Genomic DNA, 20,038 nt, shown 5'->3' with positions numbered 1-20,038 from the left:
GATAGACATGGCTTCGGCATCACCCGGAAGGGCGGCGTCGAAGTCCAGAGCGACACACTGTTCCAAGCCGCGTCGGTGACAAAGCCGGTGGCTGCGTTTGCCGCACTGCGACTCGTCGATAAGGGGCTGCTCTCTCTCGACAGTGACGTGAATGCCGAGCTGCGGAGCTGGAAGGTGCCTGCGAGTCCATTTCTTGAGGGGCACCCAATTACGCTGCGAGGCATCCTCAGCCACAGCGCCGGCCTGATCCCAGGCGGATATGGCGGGTATTCTCACGGCGCACCGGTGCCAACGCTGACCCAAACTCTTAACGGAGTCGGGCCGGCACGACCGAAACCAGTACAGGTCGCTTATGCACCAGGTTCGGACTGGCGCTACTCAGGAGGCGGCTATCTCGTTGCTCAACTTCTGATGACTGAGAAAACTGGTCAGAGCTTTGACAGGATCGTCCATGACCAAGTCTTGGAGCCGACGGGCATGATCCGGAGTGGCTTTTCGGAACCCTCCACGAGCGAGAAGGCCAACGTCGCTGCAGGCCACGTTGCGAATGGCACGATGGTTCCGGGCGGCTGGCACGTCTATCCGGAACTGGCTGCTGCTAGCTTGTGGAGCACGGCACCCGATCTGGCTAGTTTCGGTTTGGCGGTCATGAAGGCCGTCCGCGAAGAGCCTAACGCCTTGCTCAGCCCGGCACTAGCCAGCCAGATGGCGACTGCGCATGCTGGACCACGCAGCTTGGGCTTTGTAGTTGGTGGTGAAGGCAAAGCCCGCCACTTCGGACACGATGGCACGAACGAAGGCTACAACTCGTCACTCATTCTCTATCCAGAAACATGCCAAGGCGCGGCGATCATGGCCAACTCGGACAACGCGAAACCGCTCATCGCGGAGCTTCTTCGGAGCATCGCCGATACCTATCACTGGCCTGACGCCATGCCCTCGACAGTGATGAAGCGCAACCTACAAGGCCCAGCTCCCGCTGCTAGATTCCAGGGCACTTTCAGCTTTACCGACATCTCCGGTGTCGCGCCATTCAAGATCATCTTGACTGGGGATGGCAGTTTCACCTTCGACCGCGGCGACGGACATCGCGAACCTTTGTATACGTCAAGCGAGGGGCTGGTTGGGCCAGATAGCGGCATCATCATCAAAGCCATTTCACCGGAAAATGGGCCGGCTGAGACCATCACCTATTCTCGGATCGGCGGCCGCGGCGCTGCTAAGGCAAAGCGCGTAGAGCCAAAGCACTGAGTGCAGACGCGTTGCCGTATAACAATTCCGTAGGAGACTTCCCGTCAACACCACCTGCATGACGCTCTTGCCTTGAGCTTTTCGGGCATTTGCTTATGGCCGGATAACGCTTGTATCGCATGGTGCATGTCAGTGCTTGTCGGTTCATAACGGAAGTCAGACTGCGTTTCCGTAGACGGTCTTGTTGCATCGATGGATTGATGCGGACCAGGGTATAAACCACGCCCGGAGACCTCGCTCATTCAACGGTGTCGTCGATGTTGCAGGGATCAGCTGCAACAGGGGTGGACGGCCAGATTGTTAGTCAGGTTCGCTCCGGGTGGGTCCGACCCGTTGCTACCGCATCGCGCTGACGGTGAATCGGATGTTGCCAGGTTCGTGCCTCGTGGGTTGATTGAGCGGCTGTGAACTTCATCTCACGCGCTTTGGGTGGGTCGGTGAATCGGATGGTGTAGGCAAGCACTCGGGTCGTAATCCACCCCATGCGCCAACAGAGCCCAGACTTGGCGGGCATGTTTGTTGGCAATCGCCACGATGACTTTGCCGAACGGTAGCCGACCGTGGCGACCATCGCATCGGCACTGAGCGCACCTACGCCAAGGATCGAACGCAGGCGCTGGCAACGTTCATCGGCCTGCGCGTGGGTCTGGATTTGTGCTTCACAGGCATCCTTGCGTTTACCAATGGCATGCCAACGTGCTGTCATGTCCGCGATCAATGCGTTCAGGGATGCCGGCAGGTCGGCGTGATCGAGATCCGCCAAAGCCGCACGCAAGGCGGCATCGGTGTTCGGCACCACCCGGCCAAATTCGGCCAGCAGTCCCCGAATCCGGTTGCCCAGTGCTCGATGTTCCACCTTGTAGCCCTCGCGCGCCCGATGCCTGCACAAACGCACCTGCTGATCGACGGACTTGATCGGGACAAAGCGCATGTTGTCCTGCCGCACCGCCGTGGCATTCGCCTCGGCATCGGCTGCATCGTTCTTCGCCTGCGGGTTCTTGCAGAACGGACGCACGAACTGCGCCGCCGTGATCCTGGGCTGCAAGCCGTATGCCATACAGCGCCGCGCCCACTGGTGCGCCCCGCCGCACGCTTCCATCGCCACCACCGTACCCGCAGGCACCTGCGCCAGCCACAGCCCAAATGCCTCGCGCTTGAATTCCTGCCGCGACTGCACCCGGCCCGTGGCATTGGCCGACAACGAAGCCAGAATCATCGGCGAGCTCAACGGTGCGCAGGGCAAGCCGGTCGACATCGGCGGTTACTACCGCCCCGACCCGGGCAAGCTCGCGGCCGCGATGCGACCGAGTGCGAGCTTCAACACCATCCTGAGCGACCTCGCCGCGCATTGAGATGGGATGCAAGCGGCGTGCTTGCGAGCCGACCATGGACGGTCGCTTGCTCGTGCTGAACTTCTTTGCACGAATTTTCCGGCATTGCGGGTGTCGAAACGTGGCATGACATCGCTGTGCTAGGCTGGCGCGCGTACCTTCCGCGCGATTCGCGCCCCGGCCAACGGAGGAAATCCATGAACAAGTTCACCAGCCTGCTTCCCCTGGTCCTCGCGCTTGCCGCTTGCGGTTCGAGTGAACCGCCCGCGCCTGCCAGCAGCGCACCTGCCGCCAAGGCCGAGCTCGACCAGCCGGCCACGCCCACGCCGCCGCAAAGCGCGCAGCAGACACTCGCCTACACGCTCGACAGCGCGATTGCCGGCGACTGGCGCTCGGAAGCGAACAAGGCACGTGACCCGTATCGCCATCCCAAGGAAACGCTCGAATTCTTCGGCGTCAAGCCGACCGGAACCCTGATCGAGATCACTCCCGGCAGCGGTTGGTATGCGCAGATCCTCGCGCCCTTGATGCACGCCAGCGGCACCTACGTCGCCGCGGTCGCCAAACCCAGGAAGCCCGAAGGCGAGGCTGCGCAGGACAAGAGCAGCCTGCAGACGATGTTCGAGTCCGATCCCAAGCTCTATGGCGCCGCGCAGACCGTGGTGTTCGATGGCGCCGCGCCGGTGTTCGGGCCGGCCAACTCCGCCGATGTCGTGCTCACCTTCCGCAACGTCCACAACTGGGCAATGGGTGGCAATGCGCCCGCGATGTTCAAGGGCTTTTTCGAGGTGCTCAAGCCGGGCGGCACGCTCGGTGTCGTCGATCATCGCGCCACTGCCGGCGAGAGCTTCGACAAGGTCAAGGACAGCGGCTACCTGCCGACCGAGTACGTGATCAAGCTCGCCACCGATGCCGGTTTCAAGCTGGTCGCGCAAAGCGAAATCAATGCCAATCCCAAGGACGATCACCACCACGAGCAGGGCGTGTGGACGCTGCCGCCGACCTTCGCGCTCGGCGAGAAGGATCACCAGAAGTATGCCGACATCGGCGAGAGCGACCGCATGACGCTCAAGTTCGAGAAACCGGTGGGCGATCAGGTATTCAAGACCAAGGATTGATCCGGCGGCGGGCAGGTGGGCGATGCTGCTCGCGTTCAACAAACCGCACGGCGTGCTGTGCCAGTTCACCGACCACGGCACGCCATCGCGCCCGACCCTTGCCGACTACATCGACATCCCTGCGGTCTACCCCGCGGGTCGGCTTGATCTCGACAGTGAAGGGCTGTTGCTGCTCACCGACGATGGCGCGCTCGCGCACCGCCTGACCGACCCGCGCCACAAGCAGCCCAAGACCTATCTGGCCCAGGTCGAAGGCGTCATTTCCGAAGCCGCGCTCGCGCAATTGCGCCGCGGCGTGGTGCTCAATGATGGCCCGACCCTGCCGGCACAGGCGCGGGCGCTGGATGCCGCGCCACCCTGGCTGTGGCCACGCGATCCACCCGTGCGCTATCGCAAGAGTGTGCCCGATGCCTGGCTCGCGCTCACGATCCACGAAGGCCGCAACCGCCAGGTGCGGCGCATGACCGCCGCGGTCGGCCTGCCCACGCTGCGCCTGATTCGCATCGCAGTCGGTCCGCATCAGCTCGAAGATCTCGCCCCGGGCAAGTGGCGTCGGCTCTCTGGCCCCGGACCAGCCGACCGGGCATGATCGAGCGCATCGAACAGGATGCACGGAGTTCCGGCATGGTCATGGCAAGCAAGCGGCTCGACACTCGGCGGCATCGGGGCAGCGCCGCATGATCACCTACGCCTGCCACGGCGCCGCCAAGGATGTCACCGGCTCCTGCCATCTCATCACCTGCAACGAGCGCCGCGTGCTGATCGATTGCGGCCTGTTTCAAGGTGGCGAGGAAACCGAGGCAAAGAACTTCCACGAGTTCGAGTTTGATCCGGCCAGCATCGATGCGCTGCTGCTCACCCACGCACATCTGGATCATTGCGGACGCATTCCCAAACTGGTGCGCGAGGGATTTCGTGGACGCATCTTCGCCACTTCCGCGAGCCGCGAGCTGGCACGCGTGGTGCTGCTCGATGCCGGCAGCCTGCAAGAGGAAGAAGCACGTCGCGCGCTGCGCACCGACCGTCGCGGCAACGGCAACACCACCCCGCTCTATACCGTGCACGACGCCTTGCATGCGCTCGACTTCTTCGGCGCGGATGTTGCCTATGGCCGGGGTTTGCAAGTCGCCGACGGCATCCGCGCGACTTGGCAGGATGCCGGTCACATTCTCGGCTCGGCCTCGATCGTGCTCGATCTCGATGACGGCGCGCGACAGCGACGCATCGTGTTTTCCGGCGACCTGGGCAGCCCCGGGCGGCCGATCCTGCGCGATCCGGTGGCGGCTCCGGATGCCGACTACGTGGTGATCGAATCAACCTACGGCGACCGACCGCACCGCTCCCTGCCCGACTCGATCGACGAGTTTTATCAAGCCATCCGCAGCACCTTCGAACGCAAGGGCAATGTGGTGATTCCGACCTTCGCACTCGAGCGTGCGCAGGAGATCCTCTACTACCTGCATCGCGGCATCCGCACCGGCGTGATTCCGCCGAACACGCGCGTCTTCCTCGATTCACCGATGGCCATTTCGGCGACCGAGATTTTCCGCCGGCATCCGGAGTGCTTCGACGAAGCGATGCGCGAGGAGCTGGGCCACGGCGATCCGTTCTCGATGCCGGGATTGCATTTCACCCGCGAGACGAGTGAATCGATGGGCATCAATGCCATCGAAGGCGGCGCGGTGATCCTTGCCGGGTCGGGCATGTGCAACGGCGGTCGCATCCGCCATCACCTCAAGCACAACCTCTGGCGCCAACGCAGCAGCATCGTGTTCGTCGGCTACGCAGCCGCGGGTACCTTGGCGCGTCGCATCATCGATGGCGCCCGCGAAGTGCGCGTGTTCAATGAACAGATTCCGGTGCGCGCACAGATCTGGACGATCAACGGCTTTTCTGCGCACGCCGATCAGGGCGGCCTGCTCAACTGGCTCGGCCCGACGCGACGGCGGTGCGTGTTCCTCGTACACGGTGAATACGAACGCGGCATGCGGGTGCTTGCCGAGCAGCTCGACGCACGCGGCCAGCCCTGCCGGATTCCCGGTTTCGGCGAACCGATTCTGCTCGATTGAGCCGGGTTCAGCGTCGCGGCTTGGCGCGATGCGTCGGTGTCGCGCTCCACGGATCATCGGGCCAAGGGGTGAGGCGACGCGCTGGCGCGCATCCGCCGGGATGCGCGCGTGGCGGCGAACGCCCGCAGCAGGGACTGCGCAGGGCCGGGGCAACACGACGAGGCAGGAGCCGAGTCGATGTTGCACGCACCCCGTGCAGCCGGTTCAACGTCGCGGCTTGGCGCGATGCGTCGGCGTCGCGCTCCACGGATCATCGGGCCAGGGGTGCTTCGGATAGCGCCCCTTGAGCTCCTTCTTCACCTCGGGATAGGTGCGCTGCCAGAAGCTGCGCAGGTCCTGCGTCACCTGCACCGGCTTGCCGCCCGGCGAGAGCAGATGCAGGGTCAGCGCGACCTTGCCACCGCCGATGCGCGGCGTATCGGCCAGACCGAACAATTCCTGCAGCTTGACGGCAAGAATCGGCGCGGCGCCATCGCCGTAGTCGATCGGCCGCTGCATGCCGCTGGGTACGGTGATGGCGAGCGGCGCCTGCTCATCGAGTGCGCGTCGCATGGCGTGGTCCAGGCGTGCGGACAAGGCTTGCGAGAGCTCGCCGGCCTGCAGTGCATCCAGTCGCCGCTTGCCGGCAAGAAACGGCGCCAGCCAGTCCTCGAGCGAGGACAGCAGCGCGGCGTCGGAAAAATCGGGCAGGCCCAAGTCCGGATTCCATGAGCGCAAGGCATTCACACGTTGCCGCAGCACAAGCGCCTGCCCGCTCCACGGCAGGACATCCAGACCGAGCTCGCGCACGGCGGCGAGCAAGGCCGGCACGGCATCTTCGGGCAGCGCCGGCACGCTGCGGCGTTCGAGCACGATCGCGTCGAAACGACGCTCGACGCTCGCTTCAACCGCCCGACTGTCACGGTTCCAGCGCACGCTTCGCGCCTCGACGAAACGCTCGCCAAACTCGCGTGGCAGCACGGCGGGATCGAACGGTGCCGCAGCGAGGATCAAGCTGTCACCGCGCTCATGGCGCAGGTCGACGATCACCAGCCACGGCTCGCCGAGCAGGGCACTGTCATCGATCAGTCGTGCACCGCGCCCATTGGCCAAGGTATAGCGGCGCGCGTCGTTGCCATCCTGATGGGCGATGCGGTCGGGAAAGGCGTGCAGCAGGAGATCGCCGATTGCGGTTTGCGCGTCGGTTTGAGCTCCCGCATCGCGTCCGCCGGGCTCGCGCGCGCCGCCGCGCCGCCGCCAGGCATCGGCGGCCTGGGCGAGCGCGGCCAGATCCGCACGATTGGCGCCCTGCTCATGCAGCTGCGGATCGCGTCGGCGCCACGCCGCGAGTGCCAGCACGCGCTGGCGGAAATCATCGCGGCGACCGGAATCCCCGCGCAGCGGGTTGCGCCCTTCGACGAGGGCGATCGCATCGGCGGCGAGCGAGCGCGCCTGCGGCGGTGCGCGCAGCAGCGCCGCGGCCAGTCGCGGGCTGGCACCGAGGGCGAGCATGGCCCGCCCCAGCGGCGTGATCCGCTGCCCTGCGTCAAGCGCGCCCAGGCGCTGCAGCAGCTCGCGTGCCTGCGCAAGCGGACCGGGTGGCGGAGCATCCAGCCAACGCAGATCGTCCGACCCCCAAGCCGCGAGTTCGAGTGCAAGCTGCGACAATTCGACCTGGTGGATTTCGGCACGTCGCTCGGCATCCAGGCGCTTGCTTTGTGGCCACAGCCGGTAGGCGCTGCCCGCGGCAAGGCGACCGGCGCGACCAGCACGCTGATCGGCCGAAGCCTGCGATACCGCAACGGTCGCCAAGCGGGTGAAGCCCGAGTTCGGATCGAAGGCCGGTTCGCGCGCCAAGCCCAGGTCGACCACGCTGCGCACACCTGGCAGGGTCAGGCTCGACTCGGCGACATTGGTCGCGAGCACCACGCGGCGCATGCCTTGCGCGGCACCCGCAAGTGCGGCGCGCTGCTCGGTGAGGGCGAGTTCGCCATGCAAGGGCACGGTCTGCACATTCCGCGCGGGCATGTCCGCAAGCACGCCGGCCGCACGAATGATTTCGCGCTTGCCCGGCAGGAACACCAGCACATCGCCTTCGTTCTCGGCGAGCGCCAGTTCGACGCTGCGGCGCAGGTGCGCAGTCCAGCTCCGCTCGGGCCAAGGCTCGCCTTGGCGCGCGGGTGGATGGGCGATGCGCACCGGGAAGCTGCGGCCTTCGCTCGCAAGCTGTGGCGCGTCGAACCAGCGCGCGATGCGCGGACCATCCAGCGTCGCCGACATGATCACCAGGCGCAGGTCCGGACGCAGGTTGGCTTGCACGTCGAGCGCAAGCGCGGCGCCGAGATCACCTTGCAGGTGACGTTCGTGGAATTCGTCGAACACGATCGCGGCGATTCCGGCGAGCCCGGGATCGTCCTGGATCATGCGCGTGAGGATGCCCTCGGTCACCACTTCGATGCGGGTCGCAGCGGACACCCTTGATTCGAAGCGGATGCGATAGCCGATGCTCGCTCCCACCGTCTCGCCGCGTTGCGCGGCCATGAATTCGGCGGCGGCGCGCGCGGCGATGCGGCGCGGCTCGAGCATGAGGATGCGACGATCGGCGCGCCACGGCGCGGCTAGCAGCGCTGGCGGAATCCGCGTGGTCTTGCCGGCGCCGGGCGGTGCCTGCAACACCAGGCGCGGATGTGCGGCCAGGCTGTCGAGCACGGCAGGCAGCAGCACGTCGATGGGTGCCGGTTCGGACATGGCGCGAGGCGCAGGAGAACAGGCGTCGATTGTAGTGCGCGCGCTCGCGGCGATCGGGATCACGCGCAAGAACGGCCGCGCGTGGCGGCCGTTCCGCGAGAAGCCTGCGGCGCGATTATTCGCAGAGCATGCCGTTGGCGCTGAGCAGGCGGTCGTAGCTGATCGTGCCGGTGATCGAAGGGATGCCCTGCGGCAGTGAGCCAATCGGCGTGAACGCCAGATCCATGCGGTTGCAATTGGCCAACACGAGATGGACCGTGCCCCAGTCGGCGATGCCGTTGTTGGCAGTGAGGAAGCTCACCGGCACGTCGAGCGAGCGCACGCCACCGGCGATCGGATCAAACGCCGCACCACCGACGATCCAGAACGGATTGCCCGCGGCATCCTTGGTCAAGAGGTCAATGATCAACTGCCGCCGGGTCGGATGCGCGCCGTCGAAATTCTCGGCCACCTGCACGATCACACCTTCGTTGCGGGCGGCGTTGTACCACTGCGCCGCCGCGTAACCATCGATCGGGATCGGTGCGAACGCATCGGGATAGGTCGCGCTGGTGGGGTCGTACGCGGGTACGTCGATGTCGACATTGGTGCCTGTGCCGCCGATCACGTTGAGCTTGAAGGCGGTCTTGAAGTCGAACTGCGGCATTCCCGCGACGGGATAGTTCTCGAGCACGTAGGTCGCGCTGCCCGGCATGGCTGCCGCGTAGGAAGCCTCGGAGATCGCTGTGTTCGGTTCAGCGGCCAGGCGGATCACGCCATAGCTCGTGCTGCCCTGCGAAAACAGCAGGCGCGGCCGCAGCGGAACCATCGTGCTCAGGCTGTCGTCGGCACGATCGATGCGAACCAGAGTCATCGCATTCTTGGCGCCGCTCGCGTTGTACGGCGTGATCTGGCCGCTGCTGCTGCAGGGCATTCGCCAGACGGTGACGACGAGATTCTCGATGGTGGTGCCGACGCTGGTCGTGGCCAGAGCCGGAACGGTTGCGCTCCAGGTGGTGCCGCTGGGCTTGTCGGGCAGTGGATACGAAGCGCAACTGGGCGGATAGTTCCGGTTGGCGCGAGCCATCGGCGTGCCTGGCGTGGTGGTCGTGCCTGCGACCTTCGCGCTTGGCGAATGGACCGCCGCGGCAGCGCCGGGAACATCGTAGTTGTGCAGGAACGAACCATTGCCTGCGCAGGCGAGTGCGGGTACCGCGAGCAGGGCCAGGGCAGCCGTCACGCCGAATGCTTGCTTCATTTCAGGGACTCCTCGTTTTTCGATCAGGGAACACGCGACGGCCGCAACGGGGCTGCCGTTGCGGCCGTCGCAATCCGGGCGCTCGCTGGCGGCGCGCCCGGGTGGATCACTCGCACATCATGCCGTTGGCGGCGAAGATGCGGTCGTAATCGGCCGTACCGTTGAAACTCGGTACCGGCGAGGGCAGCCCGGAGTTGGCGTGAAACACCACGCGCAGCTTGCCGCAGCTGAGCAGGGAGATTGACGCCGAGCCCCAGGGCTGGGTCGCGTTGCCATTGACGAGGTAGGTGAGCGGGACGTTGAGCGTGGTGGCGCCGATGTTGTCGTAGGCGACGTTGCCGACGATCCAGAACGGCGCATTGTTGTTGTCGGTGGTGAGCAGATCCAGAATCACCTGACGGCGCGCCGGGTGCGCGCCGTCGTAGCCTTCGGCCACCTGCACCAGCAGGCCTTCATTGAGCGAGGCGTTGTAGTACTGCGCGGCGGCGTAGCCATCCAGCGGCATCGACGTCAGGCCGGTGCCGGTGTAATCGCCCATCGCGAACGTGGTGCCGCTGCCGCCACTGATGTAGGGATCGACCAGCAAGGTGAAGGCGTACGCGTAGAAATGGTTGTAGGCGGGCGCGAAGTTGTAATTCTCGAGCACATAGGTCGTGCTGACGAAGACCGGCGCGTCGTAGGGGCCATCGGTGACGAAGGTATTGGGCTCGCTGGCAGCCCGCACCGCGCTGGCCTGATTGCCGAAATCGAGATTGCCCTGTCGGATGTTGAGCAGCGGGAAGGTGGGGAAGCGGTCGGTGCGGCCTTCGTTGCCCGAGTCGCGGTCGATGCGCAGCAAGGTCATCGCGTTGCCAGCGCTATCATTGTTGTAGGGCAGGTTGCTGGCGCCGCTGCTGCTGCAGGGCACACGCCACAAGGTCACGGTCACGGTTTCCGGCGTGGCTGAATTGCCGTTGCCGTCTCGCGTGTACAGCGCCATGCGCTTGCTCACCGTGGTGCCGCTGGACTTGTCCGGCAACGGCCAGGCGGCGCAGCTCGGTGGATAGGCGCGGTATTCATTGGCCAGGGGTGTGCCCGATCCGGTGTGGCTGCCCATCACCTTGGCCTTGGTCGCATCGGCGCGGGCCAGGGCGAGCTTGGCACGAACCTGGGTGATCGCTGCTTCGTGATACTGCCGGGCTGCATCGGCGCTGGTGTCGGCGGCAAACGCCGGCAGGCAGAACAAACCCGCGCAAAGAAGCGTGGTCAAATGGTAGGCGCGCATCGCGAGATCCTCTCTCCAGGGAACCCAAGCATCTTGGAACGGGCATTAATTGCCTGTGAACCACGCGCCCGCCAAACGTGATCCAGTTCGCCGATAATAGCCACTTCCGGGGTACCGGGAGTCCTCGGAGTTCGCATGACCGCGCTCGAGCTGGTCGACATCGGCGCCAATCTCACCCATGAATCCTTCCGCGCCGACTTCGATGCGGTGCTGGCGCGCGCACGCGCGCACGGGGCAACGCAGATCCTCGTCACCGGCGCCAGTGCGGGTGGCAGCCGCGCCGCGCTGGCGCTGGCGCTTGCGCATCCGGGCTTTCTGTACGCCACCGCCGGCGTGCATCCACACCACGCGCATGAATACGACGAGGCCACCGACGCCTTGTTGCGCGAGTTGTCGGCGCAGCCGCAGGTGAAGGCGGTCGGCGAAACCGGTCTCGACTATTTCCGCAACTATTCGCCGCATGCGGCGCAGATCGATGCCTTCGAGCGCCAGCTGCAGGTCGCCATCGACAGCGGCAAGCCGCTGTTCCTGCATCAGCGCGATGCACACGCTGACTTCATCGCCTGTCTCGACCGCGTGCGCGATCGCATCTGCCGGGCCGTGGTGCATTGCTTTACCGGCGAGCGGGCCGAGCTGATCGACTACCTCGATCGGGGTTGTCACATCGGCATCACCGGCTGGATCTGCGACGAGCGGCGCGGCCAGCATCTGCGTGAATTGGTACGCCTGATCCCGGCCGATCGTCTGATGATCGAAACCGATGCGCCTTACCTGTTGCCGCGCGATCTCGTGCCCAAGCCCTCACACCGGCGCAATGAGCCGATGTACCTCGCCCACGTCTGCGCCGCGGTGGCGGCGGCGCGCGGCGAAGATGCCGGGTTGATCGCGCAGATCACCAGCCGCAACGCGCGGGCATTCTTCGCGCTCGATGCCTGAGCGGGAACGTCAGCTGCGCAGGCCGACGCCGCGGGCAATCAGGAACAAGGCCAATGCGCTGAGCACGACGGCGAAGCCGAGCATCACCGCATAGGCCTGCCACAGCGGCAGGTCGCTGATACCGAGCAGGCCGTAGCGGAACGCGTTGACCATGTACAGGATCGGGTTGGCATAGCTGATCTGCCGCCAGGGCGCACCGAGCGCGTTCACCGAATAGAAAACGCCGCCCAGATAGGTCAGCGGGGTGAGCACGAAGGTCGGCACCAGGGCGATGTCGTCGAACTTCTTCGCAAACACCGCGTTGATGAAGCCGGCCAGCGAAAACACGATCGAGGTGAGCAGGATCGTCGTCAGCGTCACCCAGGGGTGATGCAGCTGGATGTGGGTGAACAGCAACGAAATCGCCAGCACGATCAGCGCGACGATCAACCCGCGCAACAAGGCGCCAACGACATAGCCCGACAGGATCACCCAGGGCGGTGTTGGCGAGGCCAGCATTTCCTCGACGTAATGCTGGAACTTGGCGCTGAAGAACGACGAGGAGATGTTGCCGTAGCTGTTGGTGATCACCGCCATCATGATCAGGCCCGGCACGATGTAGTCGATGTAGCCGATGCCGGGCGCCATTTCGCCAATCCGGCTGCCGACGAGGGTGCCGAAGATGACGAAATACAGGGTCATCGTGATGGCCGAGGGCAGCAGCGTCTGCGTCCAGATGCGCAGGATGCGTGATACCTCGCGACGGGCGATGGTGTTGAAGGCGATCGATAGGGCCTGCGCGTTCATGCGACCTGCTTGCCGTTTTCGACCAGACGCACGAACAGCTCTTCGAGGCGGTTGGTCTTGTTGCGCATCGAGCGCACGGTGATGCCGGCCGCGCTGAGGGTGGCGAACAGGGAATTGAGATCACTGCTGCGCGCGACCTCGGCTTCAATCGTTTGTGCATCAAGCGCATGCAGGCGCACGCCGGCGACGAAGGGCAGTTGCGCCGGCGCCGCACCCAGATCGAGAACGAAGGTTTCGGTGTCGAGCGTTGCCAGCAGCTTGCGCATCGAGGTGTGTTCGATGATGCGGCCATGGTCGATGATGGCGATGTTGCGGCACAGCTGCTCGGCTTCCTCGAGATAGTGCGTGGTGAGGATCACCGTGGTGCCGGCGGCATTGATCGCGCTGATGAACTTCCACATCGAGCGGCGTATCTCGATGTCCACCCCGGCGGTTGGTTCATCGAGGATCAAGAGGCGTGGCTCGCTCATCATTGCGCGGGCAATCATCAGACGCCGCTTCATGCCGCCCGAGAGCGTGCGCACCTGTTGCTGCGCCTTGTCCCACAGCTGCAGTTCGCGCAGATAGCGCTCGGCGCGCTCCAGCGCGATGGGTCGGGCGATGCCGTAGAAGCCGGCCTGGTTGACGCAGATTTCGATCGGTTTCTCGAACTGGTTGAGATTGATTTCCTGCGGTACCAGGCCGATCAGGGCCATAGCCGCGCTGCGCTGCGTGCGAATCGAAACGCCGAAGATGCGCGCATCGCCCGCGGTCGGGTTGACCAGCGAGGAGAGGATGCCGATCAGGGTTGATTTGCCCGCACCATTGGGGCCGAGCAGGGCGAAGAAATCCCCGGCCTCGACACGCAGCGAAATACCTTTGAGTGCCTGCACTCCACTGGCGTAAGTCTTGCTGAGCTCGACGACGTCGAGCGCGGGGATTGCGGTCATCGCGGCGGCAGGGATGGTCGGCAGCGCCTGCTAGTATAGACGGCCCTCGCGTGCGAATCGCAGTGGTTCGATGGAATCCTTCAAGCTTCGTCTCGTCGCCAGTCACATGCTGGCACCTTCCGTGCGTCACCTGGTTTTCGAACGCGCCGATGGCGCACCGTTCGCCTTCGTGCCCGGCCAGTTCATCCAGATCCATTTCCGCTATGCCGATGGCTCGCCGACCAAGCGCAGCTATTCGGTGGGCACGGTCGGCGATGGCAGCGGTGCGGTGCAGCGGCTGGAGATCGCCGTGTCCTATGTCGAAGGCGGCGCGGCTTCGGCGCTGCTCGCCCAGCTCGACGAAGGCGGCACGGTCGATGCGAGCGGGCCGTTCGGGCGCTTCTGCCTGCACGCCAACGACAGCAACGCGCGCTACCTGCTGGTTGCCACTGGCACCGGCGTCACGCCCTACCGCGCAATGCTGGCGCAAATCCGCAACCTGACGGTGACGCGCGCTTGTCGATTCGCCCTTGTTTACGGCGCGCGCAGCGAAGCCGAGCTGCTCTACGGCGATGAGTTCGAAGCCTTCGCGCGGGAAGTTCCCGGCTTTTCCTTCCATCCCTGCTTCAGCCGCGTTCCGCGTGCCGTGCCGCGTCCGCACGATCGCAGTGGCCGCGTACAGGTCGCGCTGGCCGAGCTCGCGCCCGATCCCGTGACGGACATCGCCTACCTGTGCGGCAATCCCGAGATGGTCGATGAGACTTTCGCCTTGCTCAAGGACGCGGGTCTGGGCGTGCCGCAGATTCGCCGCGAGAAATACATCTCCTCGCGCTGAGGCACGCGGCAACTTGTAAAGCATGCTTGACATGACCGGTGACGAGTCGTATCGTGCTGTCAAGTTTGCTTGACATGTGCGACCGATGCCGATCCTGCCCAGAACCAACTCCACCGAACACTGGATGATCACGACCGTGGTGCTCGCCGGGCTCATTTCGGGCGTGGGCCGGCTCTGGCCGATGGTCATCGATGCAGGCCTGTTGCGCGCGGCTGACGGCATCGCGATTGCGCTCGGCGGCTGGATGTTGGTGTACGCACTCGCTCGCCGCCTGTTTGCCAAACAGCTGTCGCGCTGGTGCGACGCACCCGGCGCAGCGCGGGATCGCTACATGCGCCGACTCGGTCCGGCGATGGTGCTCTACATGATCACCCTGGTCGGTTCGATCGTGCTGATCAAGCGCGGCATCGAACCCGTGGCGCTGCGGGCCGCAGTGGCCGTGGTGCCGATGCTGCCGATTGCCATGGTGGCCTCAGCCATGGTGCGCTACGTGCGTGATGTCGATGAGATGCAGCAGCGCATCGAAACCCTCGCGGTCTGCATCGCGGCCTTGCTGGTGTCGCTGGGCTATTTCGCTGGCGGCCTGCTGGTGGCGGCCAAAGTGCTCGAGCTCGATGCCGGCGCGGCGATGTTGTGGGTGTTCCCGTTGCTGTGCGTGAGTTACGGGCTGGCAAAGTTCTTCGTGATGCGCCGCTATCAATGAAAAACGAAGTGCGCGCCCTGCGTGAGGGCCACGGCTGGTCGCAGGCCGAACTCGCCGAACACTTGGGCGTATCGCGCCAAACCGTCAACGCAATTGAAACCGGCAAGTACGATCCGAGCCTGCCATTGGCCTTCAAGCTGGCTCGTTTGTTCGGCAAATCCATCGAGAAACTGTTCGATCCGGGAGAATGAAAATGCAGAAATCCACCCAGTTGCGTATTGCGGTGGTGGTGGTGGCGGCCGTGGCATTGCTCGGAGTCCACCAATTGCGCAAGACCAACCACCGTGTTGGCGCCGAGCCCGACTCGAGCGCTCCCGCACCGATCCGACAGGCCGATGGCAGCTTGCGTTTGGGTGACCTCCGGTTCTCGCCTTGCGAGCTCAAGGCGCCCCTGACCGGCGCCACCAGCGCGGCGCTGTGTGCGCCCTTCAGCGTGCCCGAAGATTGGGATCAGCCTGACGGCCGCAAGATCGATCTCAAGCTCGCCTTGATTGCGAGCAATGCGGCAGCACCGCCGGCCGATCCACTCGTGCTGCTCGCGGGCGGACCTGGCCAGGCGGCGACCGAGGTCTGGGCGCAGGAACGCGGCGCGTTCGCGCCGATGCGCGAGCATCGCAACGTGCTGCTGCTCGACCAGCGCGGAACCGGCGGCTCCAATGCCTTCACCTGCAAGCTCGAAGACTCGGGCGATGGCGAAGCCTTCGACATCGAACGCGTGCGCCGCAACACCGGCATCTGCCTAGAACAGGTGAAGGCGCATGCCGATCCACGCTACTACACCACCAGCTTCGCCCTGCGCGATCTGGAGGCGGTGCGCCAGGCGATCGGTGCGCCGCGTCTCAACTTGATCGGCGTATCCTACGGCACGCGGGTGGCTCAGCAATACGCCAAGCGCTATCCCGACGCCGTGCGCAGCATCATCCTCGACAGCGCCGTGCCCAATGACAATGCGCTTGGTTCGGATTTCGCCGCGAACCTCGACGCATCGCTCAAGGCCCAGTTTGCGCTGTGCGCGGCCGACGCCGCCTGCGCCAAGGCCTTTGGCGATCCTTGGGCGAACCTGCAGAAGTTGCGCAGCGCCTTGCGTGCGCAGCCGATCGAAGCCAGCTATCGCGATCCGGTGAGCAACGCGCCGGAGACGATGAAAGTCGGCGAGGACTCGCTCGCCGCATTGGCGCGGATGTACGCCTACATGCCGGAGATGAGCGCACTGCTGCCCCTAGGCATTTCGCGAGCCCTCGCCGGCGACCATGCCGGGCTTGCCGGACAGGCAAAAATGCTCGGCCTCGAGCTCAAGAGCCTCACCGACAATGCGATGCAGCTGTCGGTGATCTGTGCCGAGGATGCCGATCGCCTCACGGTCAATCCAGCTGACCGCGACACCTTGCTCGGCACGCGCTTCGTCGAAGTGATCCAGGCGCAATGCGCGCTGTGGCCGCACGGCACGCGACCGGCCGGTTTCAACGCGCCGCTCACTGGCGACGTGCCGGTACTGTTGCTTGCCGGCCAGTTCGATCCGGTGACGCCACCGCGCTATGCCCAGGCCATTGCCAGGCAGCTGCCCAAGTCGCGCGTGCTGATTGCCAATGGCCAGGGTCACAGCGTGCTCGGCCGCGGCTGCTTCCCCAAGCTCGCCGCGCGTTTCGTCGACACCCGCGATGCGCTCGCGCTCGAAGCCGATTGCGTCAAGAACTTCTCGCCGATTCCGGCCTTCATCGATTTCAGCGGAGCCGCGCCATGATCGAAGTCACCCACCTGCACAAGGCATTCGGCAAGGTCCAGGCCGTTGACGATGTGTCGTTTGTAGCGCGCGATGGCCAGATCACCGGCCTGCTCGGTCCCAACGGCGCCGGCAAGACCACCACCTTGCGCATGCTCTACACCTTGATGAAACCCGATCGCGGCAGCGTCAAGGTCGACGGCATCGATGCCGCAACCGATCCACTGGGCGTGCGCCGGCGACTGGGCGTGTTGCCCGATGCGCGCGGCCTGTACAAGCGACTGAGCGCGCGTGAAAACATCGACTACTTCGGCCGCCTGCAAGGCCTGGACCCGGCAACGCGCTCGGCGCGCATCGCCGAGCTCTCGGCTGCGCTCGACATGGGCGACATCCTCGAACGCCGTACCGAAGGCTTTTCGCAAGGTCAGCGCGTCAAGACCGCGATCGCCCGCGCGCTCATCCACGGCCCCACCAACGTGATCCTCGACGAACCGACCAATGGCCTGGACGTGATGGCCACGCGCGCGATGCGCGGCTTCATGCGCGAGCTCAAGGCGCAGGGCCACTGCGTGCTGTTCTCCAGTCACATCATGCAGGAAGTCGGTGCCTTGTGCGATCGCATCGTCGTGATCGCCCGCGGTCGTGTCGTCGCCGACGAATCGCCCGAGGAACTGCGTGCGCAGACCGGCGCGGCGAGTCTCGAAGACGCTTTCGTCAAGATCATCGGTTCGGAAGAAGGACTTGCCGCATGAACGCCATGTTGGTCGTGTTCTGGAAGGAAATCCTCGAAAACCTGCGTGATCGCCGCACCGTGATCAACACCCTGCTGACCGGTCCGCTGATGGCGCCGCTGATGTTTGCCTTGATCATCAACGCCTCGATCTCGCGCGAACTGGCCAAGGCCGACAAGCCCTTGCCGGTGCCGGTCGTCGGCGCCGAGCATGCGCCCAACCTGATCGCCGCGCTCAAGCGCTCGGGCGCCGAGATCAAGGACGCGCCTGCCGACCCGGAAAAAGCCGTGCGCGAACAGGATGCCGATATGGTCCTGCGCATCCCGGCTGCATTCGCCAAATCCTGGTCGGATGGCGAGCCGGCCCAGGTCGAGCTCGTCTACGATGAATCGCAGCGCGACGCGCAGGGCTCGGTCGCGCGACTGCGCGGCATGCTCGAGGCCTATTCGCAGCAGAACACTGCGATGCGGCTAGTCGCGCGCGGCATCGCGCCGAGCGTGATGCGTCCGCTGGCGATCGCGGAGCGCGATCAATCGACCGCGCAGACACGCGGCGGCGGCCTGTTCTCGATGCTGCCGTACTTCTTCATCCTCGGCGTGTTCATCGGTGGCATGGCGCTGGCCATCGACACCACGGCGGGAGAGCGCGAGCGGCAATCACTCGAACCCTTGTTCGTCAATCCGGTACGCCGCAGCACCCTGCTTGCCGGCAAGCTCGGTGCCACCGTCGCGTTTGCGTTCACCACCCTGGTGCTCAGCATCATCGCGTTCTCGGTTGCCGGTCAGTTCATGCCGATCGACAAGCTCGGCATCAGCTTGCAAATGGGTTTCTACTTCGCCGTCTGCACCTTGCTGGTGATGCTGCCGCTGGTGGTGTTGCTGTGCAGCCTGCAGACACTCGCCGCGGCGTTTGCCAAGAGCTTCCGCGAAGCACAAACCTATCTGTCGTTGCTGATGTTCGTGCCGGTGATCCCGACGATGCTGCTGTCGTTGTTTCCGCTCAAGACGCAAACCTGGATGTATGCGGTGCCGTTGATGGGCCAGCATGTGACGATCCTGCGTTTGCTGCGCGGCGATCCGATCCTGCCCGAACAGCTTGCACTATGCGTGGCTGCGACCAGCGTCGCCGCGCTCGTGTGCGTGTGGATCACGGCGCGCATTTACGCCAGCGAAAGGCTTGCGATATCGGCCTGATGGTTCGGCGCCGGTGTGTGTGTGTGGCCGGCGCCGCGCGAAGGCTGTGTCTAGCAATTGCATCCTGCGCTTGCCAGCAGTCGTCGAGTCCGGGAGGGGTCCGTACCCGGCGCACGCGGATCAAGGCAACGCTGAATGATCCGTGTTGCCCTAAAATCGTCGGATGTTCGAGTTCTGGCCACATTGGGTCGATGCCTGCAACCAGCATGTGGTGACCCCGCTGCTGGCGTGGCTGCACCTGATCGATGTGTTCGGCGATCCGCGCGACGTCGCCGAAGCGCTGCTCATCGCGTTGATCCAGGTGTGCGTGATCGGTGCGATCTTCCGGCCGCTCGAGTCGATCGCGCCGGCCGAACACTGGCGCGATCGCCGCCTGACGCGGATCGACCGCACCTACACACTCATCATGCTGTTCGGGCTCAACCCGCTGTTCGCCTACCTGGTATTGACGCCGGTGGCGGTGATGCTCGGCGCCAACGTCGCCGATGACACGCCGGGCGGCCTGCTGGCCTGGGTGCCGTGGTTGCAGTCGCATCCCTATGCAGCCTTCGGCGTCTACTACCTGCTGTTCGATTTCACCTACTACTGGATGCACCGCGCCCAGCACTGGATTCCGTGGTGGTGGGCGCTGCACAGTCTGCACCACAGCCAGCGCCAGATGAGCTGCTGGTGCAACGACCGCGGCAGCTACCTTGATGGTCTGCTGCAATCTTTCGTACTGGCGGGTTTTGGTCTGGTGATCGGCGTCGAACCCGAGCAGTTCGCGCTGCTGATGTTCCTTGGCGAGCTGGTGCAGAATTTCTCGCATACCAACACACGCTTCGGGTTTGGTCGCGTGTTCGAACGCATCTTCGTCGATCCGAAATTCCACCGCCTGCACCACATGATCGTCGACGAGGCGCGGCCGAATCTGCACAACTGCAATTTCGGCCAGGTGTTGTCGATCTGGGATCGACTGTTCGGTACCGCCCTGTATGGGCTCGCGCCGCGCCCGACCGGCGTGCTCGACCCGATGGTCGACATCGACAATGAACGCGGACTGGTGGCGATGCAGTGGGGCGCGATCCGCCGGTTCTGGGGCGCCTTGTGGTCGCGCGCCGGCTGGCGCCCGGGCGATGTCGGCTTCGGGCCCGACTACGTGCCTTACGCAAGTGGCCACGATCGCCCCTTCCACGAACGCGCACCCGCCACGCCGGCGATGACGCCGGGCGAAAGTCATCCTTGAAACG

General features: G+C 64.9%; 18 protein-coding genes and 1 pseudogene. 13 read left to right on the top strand and 6 right to left on the bottom strand.

Features of this window, described 5'->3' with window-relative positions; all coding sequences use genetic code 11:
- Window positions 1-1,251, top strand: a 1,251-nt coding sequence (locus KF759_RS01365; RefSeq protein ID WP_291222464.1) for a serine hydrolase domain-containing protein, incomplete at its 5' end; no start/stop codon positions are given.
- 304 nt (window positions 1,252-1,555) lie between these two features.
- Here the strand turns inward: KF759_RS01365 and KF759_RS01360 are convergent.
- On the bottom strand, window positions 1,556-2,467 hold the full coding sequence (locus tag KF759_RS01360) for an IS110 family transposase (protein ID WP_291222462.1): 912 nt from the start codon (window positions 2,465-2,467) through the stop codon (window positions 1,556-1,558).
- Here KF759_RS01360 and KF759_RS01355 point away from each other — a divergent pair.
- From KF759_RS01355 to KF759_RS01340, 4 genes and pseudogenes are all read left to right on the top strand, one after another.
- Window positions 2,439-2,603: pseudogene (locus tag KF759_RS01355) on the top strand (NADP-dependent isocitrate dehydrogenase); the annotation flags it as partial. The gene KF759_RS01360 and the pseudogene KF759_RS01355 overlap by 29 nt on opposite strands.
- 176 nt (window positions 2,604-2,779) lie before the next feature.
- A complete protein-coding gene (locus KF759_RS01350; protein ID WP_291222460.1) occupies window positions 2,780-3,700 on the top strand; it encodes a methyltransferase in 921 nt (306 codons plus the stop codon).
- Window positions 3,701-3,722: 22 nt separating this feature from the next.
- A complete protein-coding gene (locus KF759_RS01345; protein WP_291222458.1) occupies window positions 3,723-4,289 on the top strand; it encodes a pseudouridine synthase in 567 nt (188 codons plus the stop codon).
- Window positions 4,290-4,377: 88 nt separating this feature from the next.
- Complete coding sequence (locus KF759_RS01340; protein ID WP_291222457.1) at window positions 4,378-5,769, top strand: MBL fold metallo-hydrolase; 1,392 nt, start codon at window positions 4,378-4,380, stop codon at window positions 5,767-5,769.
- Window positions 5,770-5,973: 204 nt separating this feature from the next.
- On the opposite strand, the gene hrpB is transcribed toward KF759_RS01340, so the two are convergent.
- The 3 genes from hrpB to KF759_RS01325 form a co-directional block, all read right to left on the bottom strand.
- Window positions 5,974-8,496 (bottom strand): ATP-dependent helicase HrpB, encoded by a 2,523-nt coding sequence (gene hrpB / locus KF759_RS01335; protein WP_291222455.1) that lies wholly within the window; start codon window positions 8,494-8,496, stop codon window positions 5,974-5,976.
- Between the two features lie 115 nt (window positions 8,497-8,611).
- A complete protein-coding gene (locus KF759_RS01330) occupies window positions 8,612-9,733 on the bottom strand; it encodes a hypothetical protein (RefSeq protein ID WP_291222453.1) in 1,122 nt (373 codons plus the stop codon).
- A 106-nt stretch (window positions 9,734-9,839) separates the two neighbouring features.
- A complete protein-coding gene (locus KF759_RS01325; protein ID WP_291222451.1) occupies window positions 9,840-10,997 on the bottom strand; it encodes a hypothetical protein in 1,158 nt (385 codons plus the stop codon).
- Between the two features lie 135 nt (window positions 10,998-11,132).
- Here KF759_RS01325 and KF759_RS01320 point away from each other — a divergent pair, with 135 nt between their 5' ends.
- Window positions 11,133-11,933: a TatD family hydrolase gene (locus KF759_RS01320; protein ID WP_291222450.1), complete on the top strand. Its 801-nt coding sequence runs from the start codon at window positions 11,133-11,135 to the stop codon at window positions 11,931-11,933.
- 9 nt (window positions 11,934-11,942) lie between these two features.
- Here KF759_RS01320 and KF759_RS01315 read toward each other — a convergent pair whose 3' ends face one another.
- Window positions 11,943-12,719 (bottom strand): ABC transporter permease, encoded by a 777-nt coding sequence (locus tag KF759_RS01315; protein WP_291222448.1) that lies wholly within the window; start codon window positions 12,717-12,719, stop codon window positions 11,943-11,945.
- Window positions 12,716-13,648 carry an ABC transporter ATP-binding protein gene (locus KF759_RS01310; RefSeq protein WP_291222446.1) on the bottom strand — a complete coding sequence of 311 codons (933 nt, stop codon included), beginning with the start codon at window positions 13,646-13,648 and terminating at the stop codon, window positions 12,716-12,718. Before KF759_RS01310 ends, KF759_RS01315 begins: the two co-directional genes overlap by 4 nt.
- Window positions 13,649-13,718: 70 nt before the next feature.
- Between KF759_RS01310 and KF759_RS01305 the strand changes: the two genes are divergently transcribed.
- The 7 genes from KF759_RS01305 (at window position 13,719) to KF759_RS01275 (ending at window position 20,034) form a co-directional block, all read left to right on the top strand.
- On the top strand, window positions 13,719-14,462 hold the full coding sequence (locus KF759_RS01305) for an FAD-binding oxidoreductase (RefSeq protein ID WP_291222444.1): 744 nt from the start codon (window positions 13,719-13,721) through the stop codon (window positions 14,460-14,462).
- 124 nt (window positions 14,463-14,586) lie between these two features.
- Window positions 14,587-15,165, top strand: coding sequence for a hypothetical protein (locus KF759_RS01300; RefSeq protein ID WP_291222442.1), 579 nt, complete (start codon window positions 14,587-14,589; stop codon window positions 15,163-15,165).
- Window positions 15,162-15,356, top strand: coding sequence for a helix-turn-helix transcriptional regulator (locus tag KF759_RS01295; protein ID WP_291222441.1), 195 nt, complete (start codon window positions 15,162-15,164; stop codon window positions 15,354-15,356). Before KF759_RS01300 ends, KF759_RS01295 begins: the two co-directional genes overlap by 4 nt.
- Window positions 15,357-15,358: 2 nt before the next feature.
- Window positions 15,359-16,906, top strand: coding sequence for an alpha/beta hydrolase (locus KF759_RS01290; RefSeq protein WP_291222439.1), 1,548 nt, complete (start codon window positions 15,359-15,361; stop codon window positions 16,904-16,906).
- On the top strand, window positions 16,903-17,637 hold the full coding sequence (locus KF759_RS01285; RefSeq protein WP_291222437.1) for an ATP-binding cassette domain-containing protein: 735 nt from the start codon (window positions 16,903-16,905) through the stop codon (window positions 17,635-17,637). The genes KF759_RS01290 and KF759_RS01285 overlap by 4 nt, the downstream gene beginning before the upstream one ends.
- The gene (locus KF759_RS01280; protein WP_291222435.1) at window positions 17,634-18,809 is read left to right on the top strand and encodes an ABC transporter permease; all 1,176 of its coding nucleotides are present in this window, start codon (window positions 17,634-17,636) and stop codon (window positions 18,807-18,809) included. The genes KF759_RS01285 and KF759_RS01280 overlap by 4 nt, the downstream gene beginning before the upstream one ends.
- Window positions 18,810-18,972: 163 nt before the next feature.
- Window positions 18,973-20,034 (top strand): sterol desaturase family protein, encoded by a 1,062-nt coding sequence (locus tag KF759_RS01275; protein ID WP_291222434.1) that lies wholly within the window; start codon window positions 18,973-18,975, stop codon window positions 20,032-20,034.
- Window positions 20,035-20,038 lie beyond the last annotated feature (4 nt).

The organism is Dokdonella sp. (genome assembly GCF_019634815.1).
In the GTDB taxonomy this organism is placed as follows: Bacteria; Pseudomonadota; Gammaproteobacteria; order Xanthomonadales; family Rhodanobacteraceae; genus Dokdonella_A.
The sequence above is the reverse complement of the archived record's forward strand: the minus strand, read 5'-3'. Positions and strand labels throughout refer to the sequence as shown.